Genomic DNA, 19,554 nt, shown 5'->3' with positions numbered 1-19,554 from the left:
CCGTGTCACACCATTGGTGGCATCAGCTCAACCTCTTTCCCGTCCCGCACGGCAGTGTAGAAGCAGGTCCTGCGGTTCGTGTGGCAGGCGGGGCCGGTTTGACGGACCAGAACCAGCAAGCAATCGCGGTCGCAATCGTGCCGGAAATCCACAAGTTCCTGCACATGACCTGACGTTTCACCTTTGATCCAGAACGACTGGCGGGACCGCGACCAATAGGTGACGCGACCGGTTTCCAATGTTTTCTTAACGGCTTGCACATTCATCCAGGCCATCATCAGAACCTCGCCCGAGCTTTCGTCTTGGGCTATGGCAGGGATCAGGCCGGCTTCGTTGTATTTCAAAGATGATGGATCAAATGCGACAGTCGCAGACATGAGAAAAACCTTTTGCATCCCGGTAGAGGCTGATTATGTATGGGGGACAGGCAACGAGGTAAAGCCATGTCCGGTGAAAATGACCTTATCAAACTCTACTCTGGCCGCATCTTGTCGCTGGCAGCAGACATTCCGCATCTGGACCGGCTTGATCATCCTGATGCAACGGTAAAAAAGCGGTCGCCGCTGTGTGGATCAACCATAACCGTTGATTTGAACGTGCAGGACGGCAAAGTCTCGGGTTTTGGGCAGGACGTCAAAGCTTGTGCGTTGGGTCAGGCGTCTGCGTCGGTTGTCGGCAGCGCAATCATCGGAGCGACGCGTGTACAAGTAGAGACCGCGCGAGATCAGCTTACGGCCATGCTGAAAAAAGGTGGCCCTGCTCCGGACGCCCCGTTTGAGGGCCTGGAAGTCCTGATACCGGCGCGGGATTACAAGAACCGCCATGCGTCGATTATGCTCGCGCTTGAGGCTACAGCCGAAGCCTTTGAACAGGCTGAGCAAGCCAATTGCGCTTAGTGGTTGTTTAATCTCTTTCTCTTCCTACAGTAACTTACTGATTGATCTTTAAGTTGAGATCGCGCCATCGTTGGCTCTCAGCTGCGTTCTTCAATAAATCTATCTTTGATAGAAATCTTATGAGAGCTAGTGATTGGATAGCGTTGCTTGTTTGCCGCGTGACCGCCATGACGCAGCAAGCTTTAAAAAACAAATCGCTTCTTCAAAATGAAATGGCGCAGGTCAATAGCTACACCGGTCAATAATCGGGTGACTTACGGCATTCTGGCGCCATGTTCCCTCTCTTGTCTTTTGACGCTTGTTCAAAAGTTAGAGCAACGCGCGCGAACCTGATGGAGGCTCCAAGAAAAAACCGCCGCGCCTTCCGGGCGGAAAGGGCGGCGGCAGGTTGTGCGTGTCTCGCGTAGGGTCCGGATAGCCGTACGAGGCCGAGGCAGGCCTCTCAAGAGGATTGGGACAGGTTGGTCACCCTTGACTGAAATGGGGATAACAGCACGGTAACGCCGGCACGAGATCGCAGGCAGAAACGGTCAGAAAACTCCGGGAATATGCAGGGCAACCATGAGCATAACCACCAAAGACACGGCTCCTACAGCGTCCTGCAAAATTGTCGACTGCGATCGGCTCAAAGTCATCTTGATCTGGGTCAGCATGGTTTCACCTCTGGGTATCATCCTTCTGTTGACCTTTTGTTCTCATATTTTACCGAGTCGGTAAAGAACTTTTTAGGAACAAATGCGAACAAATTGGTAATATCTCTTTAACCTACTGAAATTAAACGAATTGCCTGATCCTGTTTCATAAGCCACAAAAGAACGCGCGCGGCCTGTCCCCGGTCAGTCCGCAGCGACGGGTCAGCGGTCAGCAATGCACGGGCATCGGTTTGGGCTGTAGCCATAAGCCCGGCCTGACGTTCAAGGTCAGCGATCCGAAATTTTGGTAATCCGGATTGGGCCGTTCCGATCAAATCTCCTGCGCCGCGCATCTGAAGGTCTGTTTCGGAAATCCGAAATCCGTCCTCGGTTTCGCGTAAAACTTCCAGCCTTTTGCGACCACCCTCGCTGAGCGGAGGTTGATACATCATAAGGCAGGTCGAATCCGCCTGACCGCGCCCGACGCGACCGCGCAGTTGGTGCAGTTGCGCCAGCCCGAAGATCTCAGCCCGCTCAATGACCATGATGGATGCGTTGGGAACATTGACCCCGACCTCAATCACAGTCGTGGCGACCAATACTTTTGTCTGCCCTTCTTGAAAGGCCTGCATTGCGGCGTCTTTTTCAGCAGACGGCATCTGGCCATGCACCAATCCAACCGTCCCTTCGACAAGAATGGCACGCAACCGTTTGAACCTTTCCTCAGCTGCCGTCAAATCTGAAACTTCCGACTCGTCGACCAGCGGGCAAACCCAATAGCATTGGCGCCCTTCAGCGATCGCGCGGCGCAGATGCGAGACAACCTCATCCATGCGTTCGGTGCTCACGATTGCCGTCTTGACGGGTTTCCGTCCGGGCGGCTTTTCGTCCAAAACAGATACGTCCATATCGCCATATTGCGCCAACGCCAGGCTGCGCGGGATCGGAGTGGCCGTCATCACCAAAACGTCCGCGCCCTGCCCTTTCTCAGACAGTTCCATCCGTTGACGCACGCCGAACCTGTGCTGTTCGTCAACAATTGCCAAACGCAGCGCTTTGAACTCCACATCATTTTGAAATACGGCGTGTGTGCCGACCAGAATGTGAATGTCGCCGCTTTTCAAAGCTGCCAGTTTGGCGCGACGTTCCGCGCTTTTGTCGCGTCCAGTCAGGATCTCCAGAACAATGCCTGCGTCTTCGGCCAAGGGGCGCAGACCTTCCAGGTGTTGGCGCGCAAGAATTTCGGTTGGCGCCATCATGACGCCCTGCCCGCCCGCTTCGACGGCGATAAGCAAGGCCATGAACGCCACGAGTGTTTTTCCTGCACCTACATCACCTTGCAACAAACGGTTCATCCGAGCATCCGACGCCATGTCGCTTGCGATGTCATCAATGGCCCGAAGTTGAGCGCCGGTCGGTTTGTACGGTAGACTGGCCAGAACTTTGCTTTGCAAAACACCTGTACCAACACTCACAATGCCGCGCGCTTTGCGCTCGCGCTGCCGTGCTAGCGCCAGCGTCAATTGATGTGCAAAAAGCTCGTCATATGCCATACGTTCCCGCGCCGGAGCATGGGCCGCTACATCATCGGCCCCTTGCGGATTGTGCGCCGCAGAAACGGCCTCTGCCCAATTGGGCCATCCCTGATTTTTGATCAAGGCCGTATCGATCCATTCGTTCAGAGCAGGCGCGCGCGCCAAGGCGCTACGGGCGGCTTTGTAAGCCGTCTTTTGCGTGATTCCCTGCGTCAAATGATAAACGGGTTCAAATTCTGGGATGCCCTTGGCGTCTTCTAATGGCAGCATGTAATCAGGGTGGACCATCTGCGCCATCCCGTCGAACAGTTCAAGCTTGCCTGAAATGACACGACGCGCCCCTTGCGGAAGAACCTTTTTCAGGTACTCCCCGCGTGCGTGGAAAAAGACCAATTGGAAGTCTGCCTCGCTATCCTCGACGTGAACCCTGTAGGCTCCACCTTTGTTGCGGGGTGGCCTATGGACGCCGACAGTCACCTCGACTGTTAACGTGGCAGGAAGATCAACATCTCGGATCGTGTCGCGACGGCGGCGGTCGATCACGGCGTATGGCAGGTTGAAGAGAACGTCACGCGGGGACTCCGTCCCCGCTTGTATCAAGATCTGAGCTGTTTTTGGCCCGACCCCATCCAGAGTTTCCAAGCTGGCAAATAGCGGGAACAAGCTTTCTGGGCGACCACTCATGCAGAACCGATCAGCTGTAGCCAACCATCCTCGTCCAGTGTTTCAACGCCAAGATCAGCGGCTTTTTTCGCCTTTGAACCTGCGCCAGGACCCGCCACCAGAAGATCGGTCTTTTTGCTGACAGACCCCGAGACCTTGGCGCCAAGCGCCTCAGCCCTGGCCTTGGCTTCTGCGCGGGTCATCTTTTCCAATGTCCCGGTGAAAACGACAGTTTTTCCGGCGACTGGACTGCCAGCGGTATCTGGCCGTTTGGCAGCTTGCACGTCCAACTGAGCGACCAGAGCATCTATGCTGGCCCGCTCTGCGTCTTGCGCAAATGCCGACACAAGCGCCCGGGCCATGACTTCACCAACTCCATCTACGCTGAGCAGGTCATCCCACTCTGGCCCATTGAAATCTGCCGCCGCGGTAATCGCACGTTCGAATTCCGGCCAGTTGCCATAATGGGTCGCGATTAGGTTTGACGCCGCCTCGCCCATATGCCGAATACCCAGCGCAAACAGCAGCCGACCAAACGGAATTTGGCGTTTCTCGTCAATCGCCTCCCAGAGATTCCTGGCACTCTGCGTACCCCAGCCTTTTCGATTGGCCAGTTTTGTCAAATTTGCACTGTCTCGGTCGTGCAAGGTAAAAATATCTACCGGAGTTTTTATTGGAAGATCAGGGTCGTTGTAAAACATCTCGATCTGCTTGGCGCCCAGACCTTCGATGTCAAACGCTTTGCGTGAAACGAAATGTTTTAGTTTTTCAATTGCTTGCGCAGGACAGATCATACCACCCGTACAGCGGCGCACGGCGTCACCCTCTTCGCGGATGGCATCGCTGCCGCATTCAGGGCAGGTCGTGGGAAATTCGAAAGAGGTGGCACCTTCTGGCCGTTTTGAAATGTCCACATCCGCGATTTTGGGAATTACATCGCCCGCGCGGTAAACCTGAACCCAGTCGCCGACGCGAATGTCTTTGCCGTCTCGGATCGTGCCGCCCTTGGCATCCCGACCCGCGATATAGTCTTCATTGTGCAATGTGGCATTTGAAACCACCACCCCGCCTACCGTGACCGGATGTAGCCGGGCAACCGGGCTCAAAGCACCTGTGCGCCCCACCTGAATCTCGATCGCTTCCAGACGAGTCCATGCAAGCTGAGCCGGAAATTTATGCGCAATCGCCCAACGGGGTGTCGTGGAGCGGAATCCCAGTCGACCTTGCAAGGACAGGTCGTTCACCTTGTAAACAACTCCGTCAATGTCATAGCCGAGTGTGGATCGCTGGACCTCGATATCGCGGTAGTGCTCTAGCATCTGAGCGGTTGTTTCACACAGCTTGGTCAGTGGATTCGTCGCAAACCCCAGATCACGCAACCGGTCAATTGCGGCCATCTGCGTGTTTGCCAACGGTTCAGACAATTGCCCCCAAGCATAGGCAAAGAATTTCAGTGGACGCGCGCGTGTGACGGACGCATCCAGTTGGCGCAAGGAACCCGCGGCCGCGTTTCTTGGATTGGCAAAGGTCTTTTCGCCGGCGTTTTCCTGTGATGCATTCAGCCTTTCGAAGTCTTCATGCGACATGTAGACCTCACCCCGGACCTCCAGCACTTTCGGCGCATTTTCCAGAACCTGAGGAATGTCCGAAATTGTCCGGGCGTTTGCAGTGACGTTTTCCCCCACCTCTCCGTCGCCGCGTGTGGCAGCCTGTACCAGCTTGCCATTTTCATATCTCAATGAAAGGGACAGGCCGTCGATTTTGGGTTCTGCAGTAAACGACAGCGGTGTTGCAGCATCCAGGCCAAGGTACTTTCGGACCGATCGGTCAAAATCCCGAGTGTCTTCATCATCAAACGCATTGCCAAGCGACATCATTCGAACCGCATGGGTAACTTTCGAAAACCCGCCAGCCGGTCGTGCCCCGATTTGATCCGAGGGGCTGTCGGGGCGTTTCAGATTGGGAAACCGTGCTTCAATTTCAGCATTTCGACGTTTGAGCGCATCGTAGGCTGCATCAGAAATCTCTGGCGCGTCTTCACCGTGATAGAGTTTATCTGCCCGCAACAATTGCGCTGCCAACTGCGCCAACTCTTCGCGGGCAGCCTCCTCGGTCAGGTCAGCTACCGGAATCAATTTACTCATGGCCTCGCCCTGTCACGTCATCTTGGGTCTCAGTGATAGGGCGAGGTCTTGGCCAGGTCCAGATGCGCTGTCTAGTTAGCGCGCAGGATCACCCCGGACTTGGGCGACTGTGTTTTTGTTCACGCCCCTACAGCCATCCGCGTCTCATCAACGGTTTTGCTTTGCGGATCACGCAGGACATATCCCCGGCCCCAAACAGTTTCGATATAGTTGTTACCGCCTGTGGCGTTGCTGAGCTTTTTGCGGAGCTTGCAAATGAAGACGTCGATAATCTTCAACTCGGGCTCATCCATGCCGCCGTAAAGGTGGTTCAAGAACATCTCTTTGGTCAGTGTCGTGCCTTTCCGAAGGCTTAACAACTCTAACATCTGGTATTCTTTGCCGGTCAGATGAACTGCCTTCCCTTCCACTTCAACCGTCTTTGCGTCAAGATTCACAGCGACCCGGCCAGTGTGGATAATGGATTGCGAATGCCCCTTTGATCGCCGAATGATGGCATGAATCCGGGCCACCAATTCCTCACGATGGAAAGGTTTGGTCATGTAGTCATCTGCACCGAACCCAAAACCCTTGATCTTATTCTCTGTATCGTCTGCGCCGGACAGGATCAGGATCGGGGTTTCAACTCGGGCGATGCGCAACTGCCGCAACACTTCATGCCCGTTCATGTCAGGGAGGTTCAAGTCCAACAAGATCAGATCATAGTCGTAGAGTTTGGCAAGATCGATGCCTTCCTCGCCCAGGTCCGTTGCGTAGACATTGAGGTTTGCATGCGTCAGCATCAATTCAATGCTTTTTGACGTGGTCGGATCATCCTCGACAAGAAGTATTCTCATTTACCGCTCCAATTCGGGTCAATTTACCAATCTCAAATTCACCCTGCTCAAAAATGGTTAATCTGACGTTACCGTTGAATCTGTTATTCACTTTCGCTTTTAAGTTGTCGATATTTTTTTAATGCAGTGACTTTTAATGCGTCCGTTCCGTGCTCAGCGACCGCTGAAACCCATGAATTGAATTCTTCGTCACTTAGCCCGTATCGCTTTTTGGCGTCTGAGAGTGTTATCAGCCCATAAAGTACACCGCGAACCACAATCACTTTCCGCGAAGCGACCCAACGTGCCGTGTTTTCTGGTGGTAAGTCCGCGCGCGATAAAATTGAACCATCCGGAAGGGTTACAGATCTGGGACCCTCGACTTTCTGTAATAGCATTTTTTGACCCTCTTCGTGCTGCGGTAAAGCTGACACCAGCGTACTTAATGCCGAGTGAAACCGCCCCTTGAGAGTGTGTAGAATTTTCTTATATTCTGCCGGTCTTCCCTCATCCGTATTGGAATCGTCATGGCCCTGGATACTGAGACACCGCTGAATTCGCTTGGCTTTGCCAAACCCCCGTCGGAAACGCGGGTGGTTGTGGCGATGTCCGGTGGCGTGGACAGTTCTGTTGTGGCCGCTTATCTGGCGGACCAGGGCTATGACGTGGTGGGCGTTACACTGCAGCTTTATGATCACGGTGCGGCGCTGGCCAAGAAAGGTGCCTGTTGCGCGGGCATCGATATTCACGACGCCCGCCGCGTGGCTGAAGAGCGCGGGTTCCCTCATTACGTGTTGGATTACGAAAACATCTTCAAAGATGCTGTGATCGATGAATTTGCCGACAGCTATCTGGCGGGCGCAACTCCTGTGCCCTGCATCCGTTGCAACGAACGGGTGAAGTTCAAGGATCTGTTGGAGACCGCCAAGGATCTTGAGGCCGACTGCATGGCCACTGGTCACTATATTCAAAGAAAGATGGGGTCAAACGGGCCAGAACTGCACAGCGCCGAAGATGCAAATCGCGATCAGTCGTACTTTCTGTTCTCAACCACGCCCGAGCAGCTGGATTTCTTGCGGTTTCCGCTGGGGCACCTGCCCTCGAAGGATGCGACGCGCGAGATGGCCGCGCAATACGGGTTGGCGGTGGCCGACAAACCCGACAGTCAGGACATTTGTTTTGTGCCCAACGGGAATTACGCCAGCGTAATTGAAAAGCTGCGCCCCGGCGCGGCCGAACCGGGTGAGATTGTCCACGCAGATGGGCGCGTCTTGGCGCAACATGATGGTGTGATCCACTACACCATTGGGCAACGACGCGGACTGGGTATTGGTGGCCTCAGTGAGCCCTTGTACGTCGTCAAGTTGGACGTCGACAAGAAACAGGTGGTTGTCGGACCTAAAGAGATGCTGGCCACCAGAACTGTCCCGGTCCGCGAAATCAATTGGTTGGGGGATATGCCCTTCACGTCTCAAAAAGAATGGCACGTTTCGGTTAAGGTGCGTTCGACGCGCCCACCGCAAGAGGCAATCATTCGTCCCCTGAGCGATACAACGGCCGAGGTTGAACTGTTGACGCCCGAGGAAGGTGTTTCACCGGGTCAAGCCTGTGTTTTCTATGCCTCTGAAGGCAGCCGCATTTTTGGTGGCGGTTGGATCTGGCGCGGATACTAGATCGCGTCCGTCCATGAGTTGCTGAGGATATACAGACCAGCGCAAATCATCACATACGGCACAAGGCTTTCCAGTCGATTGGCGACAGAGCCGCTCATAAACGGGACTTTTGATCCCAGTAGAGCGATCAACGCAAGACAGCACGCGGCAAGCCCTGCGCCAGCAACGCCTGCGGTGCGATAACTCGGCGCCGAATCCGCCAGCAGTGGCGCCAGAATCACAAAAGTGTCCACCGAAAGGCTGAGAAACAGCAGTGTGGTCACGAGGATCGATGCTCCGTTTTGAAGCTTGGGATTGGCATCGTCATCGGTTTCACGCCTTTTTCGGATCAAGGTTAAAACACCCAAACCCAGTGGGATCAGACCCAAATATCCCGCCCCTCGCGGCACCACATCTGCGACCCCGAAGGCAAGCAAGAGCGCTGAGCAGATTATGATCACCTGCGCCACTAGAAAGCCAAAGACTGACCGCTTCGCTCCGGCCACCACTGAAAGCGCAAGCAGAGCTGCAAGGTTGTCCAGATTGGTCAGAACCTGAGCCATAAAGACAGACAGGCCAAACGCCACGAAATCCAGCACTAGGACTTCATCCTTGCCAAAACCGCGCGCGCTGCGCGCAGGCCGGGTGCCTCACCCCCGTGTCCCAACCGTTCCATCGTTGTCGCCATCGCCTTACGTTGAGCATCCGGAGAGGCCGAGACCTGCTCCAGTGCCGCAGCAATCATTTCCGGCTGGCAGTCATCCAGCAGACATTCAGGCACAGTCCGGGTTTCTGAAACGAGATTGACCAGTGTCACCGTATCCAGCTTGACCATCCGTTCGGCTATCTTCTGGGTCAGCCAACTAAGCCTGTAAGCAATCACCATCGGCGTGGCTTGTGCGGCCAGTTCCAGCGAAACGGTTCCCGAGGCCGCCAACGCCACTTCAGCCGCCGCAAACGCCGCCCGCTTTTCTTTCACCGCCTGATCCGAAGCCATTCCGCGCGGGTCAAGAACGATTGGATTTCCGGGCCAAGCGCGCACATGCTCAACCACTGCATCGACCATATGCGCAACGGCGGGTACTACGACCCGAGCGTTGGGCCTGCTTTTCAGGTACAGCCGCAATGCGTCACCAAAGACCGGTGCAAGGCGATCAATTTCTCCGCCGCGCGAACCCGGAAGGGCAAGGATAAGAGGGGCCGCTCCGAGGCTATAGGCGTCTCGAAACTCCTGAATATCCGCTTCCGAGGCTACCGGCTCGCTGGCGACGGGATGGCCGACAAAATCACACTCCATGCCCGCGCGTTCCATATAGGGTGGCTCGAACGGCAAGAGCGCCAGAACATGATCAATCACTTTCGCCATCTTGTCGGCGCGCCCAGGTCGCCAGGCCCAGACGCTCGGGGCAACGTAGTGCACCGTTCTGATCTTGCTGTGCGCCTTGACGATCTTTGCGACGCGCAGCGAGAAATCGGGACTGTCGATTGTGATCAACACGTCTGGCCGCGTGTCCAGAACGGCTTGGGCCGTCTCGGAAATACGACGCTTCAGATGGAAGTATTTCGGCAAAACCTCGACCAAACCCATTACCGAGAGTTCGGCCATCGGAAAGCGGCTGTCCAAGCCCTGTGCCTGCATCAATGGACCGCCAACCCCGTCAAACTGAATATCGGGGACCAGACTGCGCAGCCCTTCCATCAATGCACCGCCCAACCGATCGCCCGAAGGTTCGCCGGCGACCAGAAACACCCGCATCAACTGGCCCGCTCGCGCACGTGAAGGAACAGACCTAGGCGGTTGCATTCATCAATAACCCGATCCCGCTGCAATACGATTACGCCGCCTTTTTCAATGATGATGCCAGCCAAACCGGCAGCCACGGCACCAGAAACAGTACCTGGTCCAATGGTCGGCAGATCAGCGCGTCGATCCTGATCTGGCTTTGGGGCTTTGAACAAAATACCCCCGCCTGCGTCGGGCCGTTGCGTCAAGGATTGCAACATCCAATCGGTCCCAAAGATGCTCTCAACAACGAGGGCCTGGCCATTTAACACTGCGCAGGCCTGCCCGATATCCGCCGCCCCCATGGCCCGCAGAATACTTGCCGCCCTGCCCGCATCGGACAGATCAACCTCTGACGGTTGAGCCTCGGTCAGGCATCCCAGCGGAGGCAGTAAGGCCGGCGCGATCTGATGCGCGGCGCGTACGGTCAGACCGGCGTCTTCGAAAATGCCGATGACCGCGCGCAATGCGCCGTCATCCCCCGACATCATCGCCTGTTGAAGCAAAGGGACCAAAGGCATCGTGGCGGCGTCAATCCGTGCTGGGTCAATGGCCGGACGACGGACGGCGCCAGCCATACAAATCTCAGTGACACCCCGAGCTTTAAGATCGGCAATGAAACTCCCCAAATGCTCCAACGGAAAGACGATATCCGTGCTTAAGCTCTCGGGTGAGAACCCCTCCATCGCGCAGATCAAGGGACGGTCGGTGAGGCAATCAACCACCTCACCCGGCAATGCACCAGTTCCGGCAATCAGCGCCAGCATCGGCCTACTTCCTTGGTGTCAGAAACGAGCGATCCGACTCACCAGTCACAAAATCCACGATCCGCTGGACATATTCGCTCTGGTTGTCTTGGCCGAGTCGATGGGCCCGCTCCATGAACGTACCTTCACCCTCAGACAATTCCCGGAAGGCCGCGCGCAATGCCGCGATATCCTCGCGCGACACCCCTTTTCGCTTCAAACCTACAAGGTTCAGCCCGTCCAGTTCACCCCGTGGTGCCTGTACCAGACCGTATGGGATAACATCATTAGCGACCATGGTCAGCGCACCAATAATCGCGCCACGGCCCACGCGCACCCACTGGTGCAAGCCTGAAATGCCACCGACAATTACGTCATCTTCGATGATACAATGTCCTGCGGCACCAGCGTGATTGACCATGATCACCCGGTCTCCGATTTGAACGTCGTGCGCCACATGCACACCGGCCATCAACAGGCAATCATCACCGATCCGGGTAACACCGCCGCCGCCTTCGGTGCCGGTGTTCACCGTGACATGCTCACGAATACGGTTGCGCTTGCCAATCCGCAGACGCGTATCCTCACCGCCGAATTTCAGATCCTGCGGAATTTCTCCGATCACTGAGAAATTGAATATAACGGTTTCGTCACCGATGGATGTGTCGCCTGTCACCACGACATGAGATTTCAGTTCGACCCGATCGCCCAGTTTGACCTGTGGGCCGATGTGGCAGAAAGGTCCGATGATGCAGCCCTCACCGATTTGCGCACCGTCTTCAATGATTGCGCTTGGGTGAATGCCGCTCATGTTGTTTTTTCCATGTCCCAGTCGACATAGGCTGAGAATTCAGCTTCGGTCGCGACTTCACCATCCACCGTCGCGCGACCGCTGAACTTGAAGATTTTGCCACCCTTTTTGCCCCGAACAGTTTCCACGTGCATCTCGAGCACGTCACCCGGGATCACTTTTCGGCGGAATTTGCACTTGTCGATGTTCATGAAATAAATCAACAACTCGCTGTCGATGACATCCATGCCTACGCCCAACATTACGCCTGCGGTCTGTGCCATCGCCTCGACAATGGTGACGCCCGGCATGATCGGAGTACCCGGAAAGTGACCTTGGAAATGCGGCTCGTTCATCGTGACGTTCTTTATGCCAACGGCCGACTGATAGCCTGAGATATCAACGACCTTGTCGACCAGCAGAAACGGATAGCGGTGCGGCAATATCCGCTGTATCAGCTGAATATCGGCGGTCTTGGTTTCCGTGCTCATAATGCTGTTGTCCCGTAGTGTATTTGTGTTTGCCGAGTGGTTAGCAATACCGCGCCCTAAGGGCAAGCAAACCTATTCACTGGTACCGGATTCAACGGCGCGACCGTCGCCAATTACCGCATCAATCCGGGTAATTGCCGCATCTGTGATGTCAGTCCGGTCCGAACTCAGGAAGACGCTTGAACGTTCAATAATGATCGCGGCTCCGGAATCGCGCAAAAGATCAATCAAAACAGGCCGAACCAGCACAAGGAACCTTTGCCGGGCGTCCTCGCCGCGGCGGGCCAACGCGTCAAGTTTTGCCCTCTGGCCCTCTCGATGCGACTGGACCTTTTCGTCAAAAGCATCAGCCAGAGGGCGAAACTCCTCAGCCGTCATTGTCGCGCGCTGCTCTGTCAAAACCTTTTCTTCGCGGCTGAGTTCCGCCACGATGCGTTCGTTTTCTTCGCCTAGCAGTATGCCTTCGACTTCGATCTCACGCAGGACCCGCTTGCCAAAGGCAGACTCGGCGAACAAACGTTCGCTCGACAGTGTTACGACACTGCTTTCAGGCACCCCCAACTGCTGAGAGACGGCAGTACCTGCAGCAAACAGGGCTAAAAAAACACACAGGGCCCGCAATGGGCCCTGCATTTTGATGATAACATCCTGCAACATTCAGGATTAGAACCGGGCCTGAACCGTCAGGTCAAAGTTCTGCTCTTTATCGAAGTCCTCTTTCTTGAGCGCATGCGAGAAGTTAAAGCGCAGCGGACCAAAGGGTGTTTCCCAAAGAACAGAGACGCCGATCACGTGACGGATCGATCCATCCTCACCGACGATATCACCACCGGCTGTGTTCACGTCGTTGAGGTTGTAAAGGTTGCCGAAGTCATAGAAAACCCCGCCGCGCAGGCCCAATTCTTCGGGCAGGCCCAGCGGAAAGTCCGATTCAAGGCGTGCGACCCAGTAATAGTTGCCCCCGATCGCATCGTCCTGACCGTTCGACAGGTCGCGCGGGCCGATACCAGCAGGCTCGAAGCCACGGAAGACACTCGGCCCCAGAACAAAGCGGTCGATGGTTCGGCTAAAGTCATCACCTCTCCAGTGCAAGGCGCCGACTTCGAGTGTCGCGCGCAGCACAACCTCTTCGTTCCAAACCCGGGTTTGCGCAATACCGCGCGCGGTCGTCTTGAAGAACTCATTGTCGCCGCCCAGTCCGGCTGCATCAATACCAGCTTCGAACAGAAAACCTGCGTTGGGATTCAGACCGCCAAGCCGGCTGTCATAGATATACGAGATACCCAATGAGCTGGTCGTACGTTCGCCCTGCGCGATGTCAGAGGCGATGACCGCGCCGTTGATCTCGTCATCCTGTTGCGTCATCTCGCTACGGTCCCAGTTATAGCGCAGTCGCAGTGCTGACAAATCGCCGATCGCGTAACTTAGCTGGGGTCGGAAGAACAGCGTGTCGGTGTCGTAGCTCGCAAAGCTAGAGTTCGTTGTTGACAGACCCAGACCCAGATCGAACCGCAGCTTTCGGCCCAGTAGGTAAGGTTCGGAAAAGTTCAGGGTGTACTGCTCGGCGTCCTGTGCTGTCGAAAGGTTGACCCCCACAGTTTGCCCACGGCCGAGGAAGTTGGATTCGCTCAACCCGATTGCAACACCAAAACCGTCTGAGACCGAGTAACTACCACCCAGGCTCAGCGATCCGGTGGGCTGCTCTTCTACATCGACGTCAACAATGACCTGGCTGGGCGAGGATCCCTCGCGCGGTTCAACATCGGCTACCGCGAAGAAACCCAACGCTCGGATACGCTCGGCAGCCTGGCGGATTTCACGCGGATTGAAGGGATCACCTTCGACCGTATCAAATTGGCGGCGGATGACGCGGTCCAGCGTTGTCGTGTTGCCCTCGATGTCGATCCTTTCAACAAAGATCCGCGGACCCTTGGTCAGGACAAATTGAACATCCAGCGTCAGATCACGTGCATTGCGCGTCACCCGCGGTTCTACCCGAAGAAAGTCTACGCCTTGCTTGATCCCAAGACGCTCCATCCGGGCGATCGAGTTCTCAACCAACGACGGCGTATAAGTTACGCCCGGGCGAATTTTCAATGCATCTTGATACGGCGCTGGATCTACACCGGGAATTTCACTGACTGTGCTGATCTGGCCGAACGAAAACTTCTGACCCTCGGTGATGTTCATCACCAGGAAAAAGGCGTCACGCTCTTGGGTGAATTCAACATTCGCGCTGTTGACGCGGAAATCGACGTAGCCACGCGACAGATAGAAATCGCGAATAACCTGTTTATCGAACTCAATCCGGTCAGCAATGAAGGTGTCACTGCTGATGAATGTACGCAAAAAGTTGGCCTGCTTGGTTTCAAGAACCCGGCGCAAACGACGATCAGAGAACGCGCGGTTGCCTACAAAGCTAACGCGCTCCACCTCAATCGTCGTGCCTTCCGCAACTTCAAAAACCAGATCGACCCGGTTATCGCTGCGGCGAATAATGCGAGGAATGACCGTCGCCGACACGCGCCCTTGGGACGAGTAGATTTCAGCAATCAGGTCGGCGTCAGCCTCGGCCACCTGAGGCGTGAACACTCGACGCGGTTCAGAGGAGATTGCTTCAAGCAACACATCGTCTTTCACACGGCGGTTTCCTTCGACGCTGATCTGGTTGATCGTCGGATATTCTTCAACCGCAATCACCAAAGTATTCCCGCGTGGTGTCAATTCGACTGTTTCAAAAACACCACTGTCAAGTAAACGCTGATAGGCATCGTTCAATTCGCCGGCAGTCACCGACTGGCCCGGCTCGATCCCTGTACGAGCGATAATAGTAGAGCTTTCGATGCGCCGATTTCCCTCGACGTCAAACGAATTGATTACGAAGTTTTGAGCCCATGCGACCTGTGGAACCGGTACAAAACCCACCAATGTCAGAAGAAATGTAAATATTAGTGACCGCCACAAAATCTTGTTTTCTGGCTTTTGTCCCCCGCAGGATGTGCCCGCGCCTCGCCTATCAGTCATTTTTTCACTACCCAATATTTTTGGACTTTAATGCTGAGTAGCGAGAATATTTATACTTGTCAAAAGACCAAAATAGAAAGCTGGCGCAAGGGAAGACGTCAGTCGCCTCTAGCAAATGTGAAAAGAATCACATGGTGATGAGATATGCCCAGCCAAACATGGCAACTGCGGTCGCACCGAAGAACAGCAACGCATCCCAGTTCAGAACGAACAGGCACCAAAAGCTGTTGGCAGATTTGCGAAGGGCCTTTGTCATCACAACCTCAGAAACGGGTCAATTCCGGGCAAAAGCCTATGCAAGTATTGGGGCGAAATTGCGGCATGAAAGTGCCGCAATCTCCACAATCAGCAGAACAGATCGTTGGACACCGAAAAGATCATAAGACCAAGGATCAGGGATACCCCTACCCCCATCAGAACACGAAGAGCCCCATCACTGGGCGGTTTGCCCGCCACGGCCTCATACGCATAGAACACCAGATGTCCGCCATCCAGGGCTGGAATGGGAAACAGGTTCAACAGCCCAACTGCGGTCGAGAGCACAGCGATGAAAAAGATAAAGTTCTGCGCGCCTTGGCTCGCCATTGCGCCCGAAGTTTCCGCAATGCCAATGGGACCCGAGATATTGCAGGTGCTGATCGCCCCAGTCACCATGTGCCAGATACCAGACAGCGACCCGTCAATAATACGCAGGGTCTGCTGAACGCCGCCTGACAGCGACGCCAGAACACCTGCTGGTTCCGTCGCCGGATCAAGAACCATACCGCCTACAATTCCGATACGCCAATGCGTTACAAACCCGCCCTCAGGCTGTGGTTCATCCGTGCGGCGCGGTGCGAGTGCGAATTCCAAATCCGCACCATCCCGCCAGACGTCAAGCAAAAGAACTTTGCCGTCAGAACCCTCGACATGCTCTTTCAGTTGTTCAAACGCGTAAATCGGTTCACCGTTGACGGCTGTAATCACATCGCCGGGCTTCAAATCGATATCCATCGCTGCACTGCGCGGGATAACCTGTTGGATTAGCGCAGGGAATAACCAAGGGCCGGAGACGTCCAGCGTTTGCCCGTCGCGGACCACTGTGTAGTCCAGCTTAGGTTCGACAGGCAAAGCATCGGTAAAGTCGGACCATGCGCCTTCCTGATCGAACTCTGGCACCGGAAGCCCCGCGATGGCTACGATCTCGTCACCGTCTTGCAACTCCTGAACCGCGCCCGGCATCGGGTGCAACTCGCCAACGGTCAAGGGCTCACGCGTTACGCCCTGATACATGAAGATCAGACCAAAAACGATTATGGACATTGCAAAATTGAAGACCGGGCCTGCGGCGACCGTAGCCGCTCTTGCCCATAAAGGTGCGCCGTGCATGGTGCGGCGCAATTCTTCGGGGCTTCGTTCCGTGATTGTTTGCATCGCTGCTGCGTCTTTGCCCGACGCAGCGTTGGAATCCCCCAGAAACTTGACATAGCCGCCAAATGGCAGTGCAGCGATTTGCCAGCGGGTTCCGCGCTTATCGACACGACTCCAAAGCACTGGGCCGAACCCGACCGAGAACACCTCGGCATGTATGCCTGACCAGCGCCCCACGATGTAGTGGCCATATTCATGCACTGCCACGATGACAGACAGGGCCACCACAAAGGCAACGATAGTATACAGCAAGTTGCCAAATTGAGGGATCAGAGAGAGTACGTCCAAGTTTCTATCCTGCTTTCTGAATTGCGGCTTCGCTGGCCCACTTACGTGCCAGATGGTCCGCTTGCAGTACGTTATCAAGGTTTAATTCGGCATCAAGAAGACCATTTGACGTTTCAAACCTGCTCAAAACGGATTCAACAATTTCTGCCATCTGAAGAAAACCAACCTGCCGGGCGATAAAAAGGTCCAGTGCGCGTTCCTTGGCGGCGTTGAACACCGTACCGGAAAGGCCACCGCGTTCCATGACATTGCGGGCAAGGCGCAATGCCGGGTAGCGATCTTCGTCTGGTTCCTGAAAGCTCAACTTGCCCAGTTTGGCGAGGTTTAACCGCTCAACTGGCAATTCTTGTCGTTCCGGCCAATGTAACGCATAGCCAATGGCATGACGCATGTCTGGCGCACCCATATGGGCCATTACGGCCCCATCTTTGAACCCGACGAGCGAATGCACGATGGACTCAGGATGAATCAACACTTCGATTTGATCCGGAGAAGTCCCGAAGAATTCTTTTGTTTCAATCAGCTCTAACGCCTTGTTGAACATAGATGCGCTGTCGATTGTAATGCGTTGCCCCATGTCCCAATTCGGATGGCTTGAGGCCTGTTCGACCGTCGCATTGGCCAGATCACGCAGCGGCCAGTCGCGGAAAGCGCCCCCGCTCGCCGTGATTATGATCCGCTCAAGGGTCTCGATATCCTCGCCAACCAGAGCCTGAAATACGGCGGAATGTTCGCTGTCTACCGGTAGAAGGCGAGCGTTGTACCTTTTGGCTGTTTCCAACACCAAAGCCCCGGCACAGACCAAAGTCTCCTTGTTCGCCAACGCCAGCGTGGCACCTTGCTTCAATGCCTCTAGCCCCGGTTTCAACCCGGCTGCACCGACGATGGCCGACATCACCCAATCCGCAGGTCTCGCAGCAGCTTCGGTCAGCGCCGCCTGCCCCGCCGCAGCCTCAACACCGCTCCCGGACAGCGCCGCACGCAGGTCTTCCAACCTATCTTCATAGGCGGTTACGGCCACATCCGCATTCAGACGACGCGCGTCTTTGGCCAGTTTCTCAATATTCGCCCCACCTGTCAGCGCAACGACGTTATAGGCTGACGGTTGCCTGTCTATCAGGTCGATGGTGTTCTGCCCGATCGAGCCGGTCGCGCCAAAAATGGAGATTTTGCGCATTACATACCCCCGGGGGAATAGATCATACCCGCAATAAGAACAAACAGAGCAGCACCCATCATACCATCGAACCGATCCAGAAATCCGCCATGTCCTGGGATCAGGTTCGAGCTGTCCTTCACGCCGAATCTACGCTTTGTCGCGCTTTCGACGATGTCCCCCGCCTGGCTGGCCATGGATGCCAGAACCGTGATGACGATGAACATGAACCCAAAACCGGCATGAAGAGCGAACACGAACCCTACGACCGCTGCTGCGGCCCATCCACCTGCGGTGCCAGACCACGTTTTCTTTGGGCTGACTTTCGGCCAGAATTTCGGTCCACCAAACGTCTTGCCCACGAAATAGCCCGCGACGTCCGTCGCAACAACAACCGAGATCAACCAGATCATCCAACCAAAACCCATCGTCTCGCGGATTGAGATAAAGCCCAGACCAGACGCGGCAATCCACATGGCAAACAGGGCGTAGATCAGTTTCGCGCGGCCAACCTGCCCTGCGCCGACCAATGCCGGGGCCAGCAGGATCGGTATCTTGTAAATCGGCGGCACATGGTAGCTGAGCAGAACCGCGACTCCGGTCAGAATCCCTAACTGAACTCGCACAGCCGATTTGTCAGGATCAACCATCCGCACCAATTCCCAGGTCATCAGGCCGCAGGCGATTGCGATGAAGGTTTCAAACCAAAACCCGCCCAACCAAACCTCGACCGAGCCGATGGCGACAAGCACGGCAGCAGAGAGGATGCGGGTGGTAAGATCAGACCATCGGCCGTCACTCATGCCGGAACCGCTCCATACCGGCGTTCGCGACCGCCGAAGTTTCGGCACAAACTTTCGAACTCAGCAGCGGTGAAATCTGGCCAAAGCGTGTCGACAAATTCGTATTCAGAATATGCCGATTGCCACAGCAGAAAATTTGAAATTCGCGCCTCACCACTTGTGCGGATAACCAGATCTGGATCCGGAAGAACACGTGTATCCAGATACTTAGGAAGGGTTTCTTCATCCACATCTTCGGGGTGCAAAAGGCCTTCTGCTACGTCGCGCGCCAACCGCTTCGTTGCTCTGGCCACTTCGTCTCGGCCACCATAGTTCAGCGCAACTGTGAGGTGGACCAGATCATTGTCCTTTGTTTCTTCTTCCAGCGTATCCATCAGGGCGGTCAACTTGGCATCCAGCCGGACCCGATCTCCGATAAACCGAACGCGAATTCCGTTTTCCTTAAGGGTCTGGGTTTCTTTGATGATATAACGCCGAAACAGGCTCATGAGCCCGGCAACCTCGGCCTGAGTCCGTTTCCAATTCTCAGTCGAAAAGGCGAAAACCGTCAGATATTTGACCCCAAGTCCTGGGCAAGCCTCAACCACTTCACGCACGCGCCGTGCGCCCGCGTGGTGTCCAAACAACCTTGGCCGACCGCGCGCCTGCGCCCAGCGGCCGTTTCCGTCCATAATGATGGCGACGTGGCGCGGCCCAGCCAGGGTATGTGGAGGGTTGAACATAATG

19 protein-coding genes are annotated in these 19,554 nt (G+C 55.4%); 2 read left to right on the top strand and 17 right to left on the bottom strand.

The features are described from left to right. Positions 1-5 precede the first annotated feature (5 nt). Positions 6-395, bottom strand: coding sequence for a phosphoribosyl-AMP cyclohydrolase (gene hisI / locus ACXAET_RS04680; RefSeq protein WP_475181847.1), 390 nt, complete (start codon positions 393-395; stop codon positions 6-8). 48 nt (positions 396-443) lie between these two features. Here hisI and ACXAET_RS04675 point away from each other — a divergent pair, with 48 nt between their 5' ends. Beyond that, positions 444-896 carry an iron-sulfur cluster assembly scaffold protein gene (locus ACXAET_RS04675; RefSeq protein ID WP_475181844.1) on the top strand — a complete coding sequence of 151 codons (453 nt, stop codon included), beginning with the start codon at positions 444-446 and terminating at the stop codon, positions 894-896. Positions 897-1,656: 760 nt separating this feature from the next. Here ACXAET_RS04675 and recG read toward each other — a convergent pair. The 4 genes from recG to sciP all read right to left on the bottom strand — a co-directional run bounded on the left by recG (position 1,657) and on the right by sciP (position 7,083). Next, positions 1,657-3,747 carry an ATP-dependent DNA helicase RecG gene (gene recG, locus ACXAET_RS04670; protein WP_475181840.1) on the bottom strand — a complete coding sequence of 697 codons (2,091 nt, stop codon included), beginning with the start codon at positions 3,745-3,747 and terminating at the stop codon, positions 1,657-1,659. Continuing rightward, complete coding sequence (gene ligA / locus ACXAET_RS04665) at positions 3,744-5,870, bottom strand: NAD-dependent DNA ligase LigA (RefSeq protein ID WP_475181837.1); 2,127 nt, start codon at positions 5,868-5,870, stop codon at positions 3,744-3,746. The genes recG and ligA overlap by 4 nt, the downstream gene beginning before the upstream one ends. A gap of 119 nt (positions 5,871-5,989) precedes the next feature. Continuing rightward, entirely contained in the window at positions 5,990-6,706 is a 717-nt protein-coding gene (gene ctrA / locus ACXAET_RS04660; RefSeq protein ID WP_475181833.1) for a response regulator transcription factor CtrA, read from the bottom strand. An 83-nt stretch (positions 6,707-6,789) separates the two neighbouring features. Then, complete coding sequence (gene sciP / locus ACXAET_RS04655) at positions 6,790-7,083, bottom strand: CtrA inhibitor SciP (RefSeq protein WP_475181829.1); 294 nt, start codon at positions 7,081-7,083, stop codon at positions 6,790-6,792. Between the two features lie 129 nt (positions 7,084-7,212). Between sciP and mnmA the strand changes: the two genes are divergently transcribed. Then, entirely contained in the window at positions 7,213-8,358 is a 1,146-nt protein-coding gene (gene mnmA / locus ACXAET_RS04650; RefSeq protein WP_475181826.1) for a tRNA 2-thiouridine(34) synthase MnmA, read from the top strand. On the opposite strand, the gene ACXAET_RS04645 is transcribed toward mnmA, so the two are convergent. The 12 genes from ACXAET_RS04645 to uppS form a co-directional block, all read right to left on the bottom strand. After that, positions 8,355-8,936, bottom strand: coding sequence for a cadmium resistance transporter (locus tag ACXAET_RS04645; protein ID WP_475181824.1), 582 nt, complete (start codon positions 8,934-8,936; stop codon positions 8,355-8,357). The two genes, mnmA and ACXAET_RS04645, sit on opposite strands and share 4 nt — an antisense overlap. Next, the gene (lpxB, locus tag ACXAET_RS04640; protein ID WP_475181822.1) at positions 8,936-10,093 is read right to left on the bottom strand and encodes a lipid-A-disaccharide synthase; all 1,158 of its coding nucleotides are present in this window, start codon (positions 10,091-10,093) and stop codon (positions 8,936-8,938) included. Before lpxB ends, ACXAET_RS04645 begins: the two co-directional genes overlap by 1 nt. Continuing rightward, positions 10,093-10,887 (bottom strand): LpxI family protein, encoded by a 795-nt coding sequence (locus ACXAET_RS04635; RefSeq protein ID WP_475181818.1) that lies wholly within the window; start codon positions 10,885-10,887, stop codon positions 10,093-10,095. The genes lpxB and ACXAET_RS04635 overlap by 1 nt, the downstream gene beginning before the upstream one ends. 4 nt (positions 10,888-10,891) lie before the next feature. Continuing rightward, positions 10,892-11,677: an acyl-ACP--UDP-N-acetylglucosamine O-acyltransferase gene (gene lpxA / locus ACXAET_RS04630; protein WP_475181813.1), complete on the bottom strand. Its 786-nt coding sequence runs from the start codon at positions 11,675-11,677 to the stop codon at positions 10,892-10,894. Further along, positions 11,674-12,147, bottom strand: a complete 474-nt coding sequence (fabZ, locus tag ACXAET_RS04625) for a 3-hydroxyacyl-ACP dehydratase FabZ (protein WP_475181808.1) — start codon at positions 12,145-12,147, stop codon at positions 11,674-11,676. The genes lpxA and fabZ overlap by 4 nt, the downstream gene beginning before the upstream one ends. Positions 12,148-12,219: 72 nt before the next feature. Further along, positions 12,220-12,780, bottom strand: coding sequence for an OmpH/Skp family outer membrane protein (locus ACXAET_RS04620; RefSeq protein WP_475181805.1), 561 nt, complete (start codon positions 12,778-12,780; stop codon positions 12,220-12,222). A gap of 30 nt (positions 12,781-12,810) precedes the next feature. Further along, positions 12,811-15,171, bottom strand: coding sequence for an outer membrane protein assembly factor BamA (gene bamA / locus ACXAET_RS04615; protein WP_475181803.1), 2,361 nt, complete (start codon positions 15,169-15,171; stop codon positions 12,811-12,813). Positions 15,172-15,298: 127 nt separating this feature from the next. Then, positions 15,299-15,427 (bottom strand): hypothetical protein, encoded by a 129-nt coding sequence (locus ACXAET_RS04610; RefSeq protein WP_475181801.1) that lies wholly within the window; start codon positions 15,425-15,427, stop codon positions 15,299-15,301. Between the two features lie 89 nt (positions 15,428-15,516). Continuing rightward, complete coding sequence (rseP, locus tag ACXAET_RS04605; protein WP_475181799.1) at positions 15,517-16,869, bottom strand: RIP metalloprotease RseP; 1,353 nt, start codon at positions 16,867-16,869, stop codon at positions 15,517-15,519. A 4-nt stretch (positions 16,870-16,873) separates the two neighbouring features. Continuing rightward, complete coding sequence (gene dxr / locus ACXAET_RS04600; RefSeq protein ID WP_475181796.1) at positions 16,874-18,046, bottom strand: 1-deoxy-D-xylulose-5-phosphate reductoisomerase; 1,173 nt, start codon at positions 18,044-18,046, stop codon at positions 16,874-16,876. Beyond that, a complete protein-coding gene (locus ACXAET_RS04595) occupies positions 18,046-18,828 on the bottom strand; it encodes a phosphatidate cytidylyltransferase (RefSeq protein WP_475181793.1) in 783 nt (260 codons plus the stop codon). Before ACXAET_RS04595 ends, dxr begins: the two co-directional genes overlap by 1 nt. After that, positions 18,825-19,550, bottom strand: a complete 726-nt coding sequence (uppS, locus tag ACXAET_RS04590) for a polyprenyl diphosphate synthase (RefSeq protein ID WP_475181788.1) — start codon at positions 19,548-19,550, stop codon at positions 18,825-18,827. Before uppS ends, ACXAET_RS04595 begins: the two co-directional genes overlap by 4 nt. Positions 19,551-19,554: the final 4 nt, after the last annotated feature.

The sequence above is a fragment of the Ruegeria sp. AWH4_226 genome, from assembly GCF_056159225.1.
Note: the sequence above shows the minus strand (reverse complement) of the source record. Positions and strands in the feature narration are given on the sequence as shown.